Here is a 3401-nt window from a genome sequence, read left to right as displayed (position 1 = left end):
GACTTAGTCAAAGACTACTAAACACATATCCCCATGAGTTAGACGGAGGAAGAAGACAGAGAATCGGTATCGCCAGAGCTCTGGCACTAAAACCAAAATTTATAGTCTGTGACGAACCTGTATCAGCCTTGGATGTTTCTATTCAGGCTCAGGTGTTAAATCTGATGCAGGATTTACAGAAAAAATTTAACCTGACATATATTTTTATAACTCATGATCTTTCGGTAGTAAAACATTTTTCAGATGAAGTTGCAGTAATGTATCTGGGACAGTTGGTGGAAAAAGGACCGGCGAATAAGCTCTTTAAAAACCCGACCCACCCCTATACAAAGGCCCTGCTCTCTGCTATACCAACTCCTAGCCTGAAGAAAAAAATGGAAAGGGTTAAACTTACTGGGGAGATAACATCCCCTATAAGTCCTGAGCCTGGATGCCGGTTCGCCAAAAGATGTGTCCACGCCAAAGGAGAGTGTACACACGGAGACCCTAATCTTATTGAGATCTCAAACGATCATTTTGTGGCATGCCATATAATAGAGGGAATCACAAACTAAAATATTTAAGAGAGTGTATGAACCATTGCACTCTCTTAAATTATGTAATAAGTAACTTTACTTGTAAAAATTTAATTTAGATTTTAACTTATGCTTTTCACAAATCGGTACATCGTAGTTACTTTAAAACAGTTGATCTTGGACTGTTTTACAAAAAAAATATAAATTAAGGGGATTTAATAATGAATGATCAAGCTACTCAACAAAATGATTTTAAGCCGTTTATATCGGCGGACAGAGTTCTTCCTGAATTTACAGGTACTTCGATAATATTAGGTATATTATTATCCGTTATTTTTGGAGGAGCAAATGCTTATCTTGGTCTTAAAGTTGGTATGACAATAAGTGCATCTATACCTGCAGCCGTAATTTCTATGGGAATAATAAGAGGGATACTTAAGAAAGAATCCATACTTGAAAACAACATGGTCCAGACAATAGGATCTGCCGGAGAATCTCTAGCAGCAGGGGCAATTTTTACCCTTCCAGCTCTATATATATGGTCTCAGGAGAGAAGTCTTCCGGCACCAAATCTCATGACCATAACTATAATAGCTCTTTGTGGCGGTATTCTTGGAGTTCTTTTCATGGTCCCTCTCAGAAAAGCCCTGATAGTCAAAGAACACGGAGTTTTACCGTATCCTGAAGGAACTGCATGTGCAGAAGTCCTTCTTGCAGGAGAAGAGGGTGGAAGTAAGGCAAAAGCATGTTTCGCAGGTCTTGGGATAGGTGCTCTGTACAAATTTATAACAGACGGATTTAAGCTTTTCCCAAGTGAAATAGAAACAACTATACCTGGATACAAGGGTGCTGCAATAGGAGGAGATGTTCTCCCGGCTCTTCTAGGTGTCGGGTATATAATCGGACCTAAGATTGCATCATATATGACTGCAGGGGCAATCATAAGCTGGTTTGGGCTTATCCCTCTAATATCTAATATAGGTTCAATGGGTGAGATCATAATGTATCCAGCTTCAGTTCCTATAAGTGAACTAGGACATTGGGGAATATGGAATTATTATATAAGATATGTAGGTGCTGGTGCTGTTGCTTTCGGAGGTATATACAATCTTATAAAGACAATCCCTTTGATCATCCAGACATTTAAAGAAAGTATGAAAGATTATTCGTCTAATATGGGTGAGAACACAGAAGAAAGAACGAACAAAGATATATCTTTAAAAATTGTTGGCATAGGAGTCGCTACAGTAATTATCGCAATGGCAATGCTTCCTATAATACCTGTGGGAATAGGTGGAGCTGCAATAATAGCTATATTTGGTTTCTTCTTCGCAACGGTTTCTTCAAGAATAGTTGGACTTGTAGGTAGTTCATCAAATCCTGTTTCAGGTATGACTATTGCCACCCTTATAATAACAGCAATAATATTTAAGGCTACCGGAAATGATGGAATTACAGGAATGATCGCTACTCTTACAGTGGGAGCGGTAATATGTATCATCGCTGCAATGGCGGGAGATACTTCTCAGGACCTTAAAACAGGTTATATTGTCGGGGCTACTCCAATAAAACAACAGATAGGTGAAATTATCGGGGTAGTTGCTGCCGCTCTTGTAATCGGATGGGTTCTTACTCTTCTAAACAATGCATGGGGATTTGGTTCGCAAGAACTTCCGGCTCCGCAGGCGACACTTATGCGTCTTGTTATAGAGGGAGTTATGGGAGGAAATCTTCCTTGGTCTCTTGTATTTACAGGGGTTGGAATTGGAGTCGCAATAGAATTACTAGGTCTTCCTGTACTGCCTATAGCAATAGGAATGTATCTTCCTATACATCTTAGTACACCAATAATGGCAGGTGGACTAATAAGGAGAGTCCTTGATAAGAGAGCTGAAAAATCAGGGGCAGATAAGAAAGTAATAAAAGAAAAAACTGACTCTGGAATACTATATGCATCGGGTCTTATCGCTGGAGAAGGTCTTATTGGTATAATACTTGCAGTACTAACAGTTGCAGGTATAAAAACTCAGCTTGGGTTTAATACTGGTCAAATCGGAGCACTTGTTGCATTCGGATTACTAGTATTATCTCTTATGAAATTTTCTATATTCTCAAAATTAAAAGTAGACTAAAATATAAATAATTATCAATAAAAATTTAGGGAGGGAGCTCCCTCCCTAAAAAAATTATTCTAAATAAAACGAGGTGTTATTTTGAAGAATGGTATATCTAAAGACGATAATATGCTTGAAATGATCCCCTCAATAAATGAGAATACAAATTGGAAGAAAAATGATAATGGGATGATCACTATAATAGTCCCAAGAGACGGATCTTTTGATAAAATTGTAAGGTTTTTTTGTAAAACTCCTAAAGAAACGAATATTGACCTGGATAAAATAGGGAGTATCGTTTGGAAAGCTATAAACGGGAAAAACGATATATATAAAATATCAAAAATACTTAAATCAGAATTTGGAGAAGAAATTGAACCTGTCTATGATAGACTTTTAATCCACTTAAATGTTTTGAGAAACAATAAATTTATACATTTAAAAAAGGCAAGTTATTAAAATGTTTAATTTTATATTTAAAGTTTTATTCTTAGCAGTAACGATGGCATTTCTAGGAGTATGGGGGATTTTCAGAGAACAAAGAAAATCTCAAGATTTATCAAATAAGATATACTCAAAATGCAAAATAAGATAATAAAGGGGTTTGAAAAAAACTAGAAACTTTACTTACAAGAGATATAATCAATAATATTTAAAAATAAGCATCTCTTTTCTGGTGTAAAGAAAAACTTGAAATTATATACGTTAAATTGGCTGCTAAATCACTGATAGAAAAATGCTTGCAGAAGATACTACAAGTAAGGAGGCTAGG

Annotated in this window: 3 protein-coding genes; all 3 read left to right on the top strand. The window is 36.4% G+C overall.

Annotation, left to right across the window (positions count from 1 at the left end; genetic code table 11):
- On the top strand, window positions 1-554 hold a 554-nt coding region (locus ABZA26_RS10765), incomplete at its 5' end, for an oligopeptide/dipeptide ABC transporter ATP-binding protein (protein WP_372714530.1).
- A gap of 182 nt (window positions 555-736) precedes the next feature.
- Complete coding sequence (locus ABZA26_RS10760) at window positions 737-2647, top strand: OPT family oligopeptide transporter (RefSeq protein WP_372714529.1); 1911 nt, start codon at window positions 737-739, stop codon at window positions 2645-2647.
- Window positions 2648-2728: 81 nt separating this feature from the next.
- Window positions 2729-3088: a PqqD family protein gene (locus tag ABZA26_RS10755; RefSeq protein WP_372714528.1), complete on the top strand. Its 360-nt coding sequence runs from the start codon at window positions 2729-2731 to the stop codon at window positions 3086-3088.
- The last annotated feature ends 313 nt before the right edge of the window (window positions 3089-3401 follow it).

This window comes from Ilyobacter sp. (genome assembly GCF_041583315.1).
Lineage (GTDB): Bacteria > Fusobacteriota > Fusobacteriia > Fusobacteriales > Fusobacteriaceae > Ilyobacter.
This window is presented reverse-complemented; position numbering and strand designations above follow the sequence as displayed.

Coding starts and splice junctions, on each gene's coding strand:
- ABZA26_RS10760 (WP_372714529.1), top strand. CDS start 737: ATGAATGATCAAGCTACTCAACAAAATGATTTTAAGCCGTTTATATCG.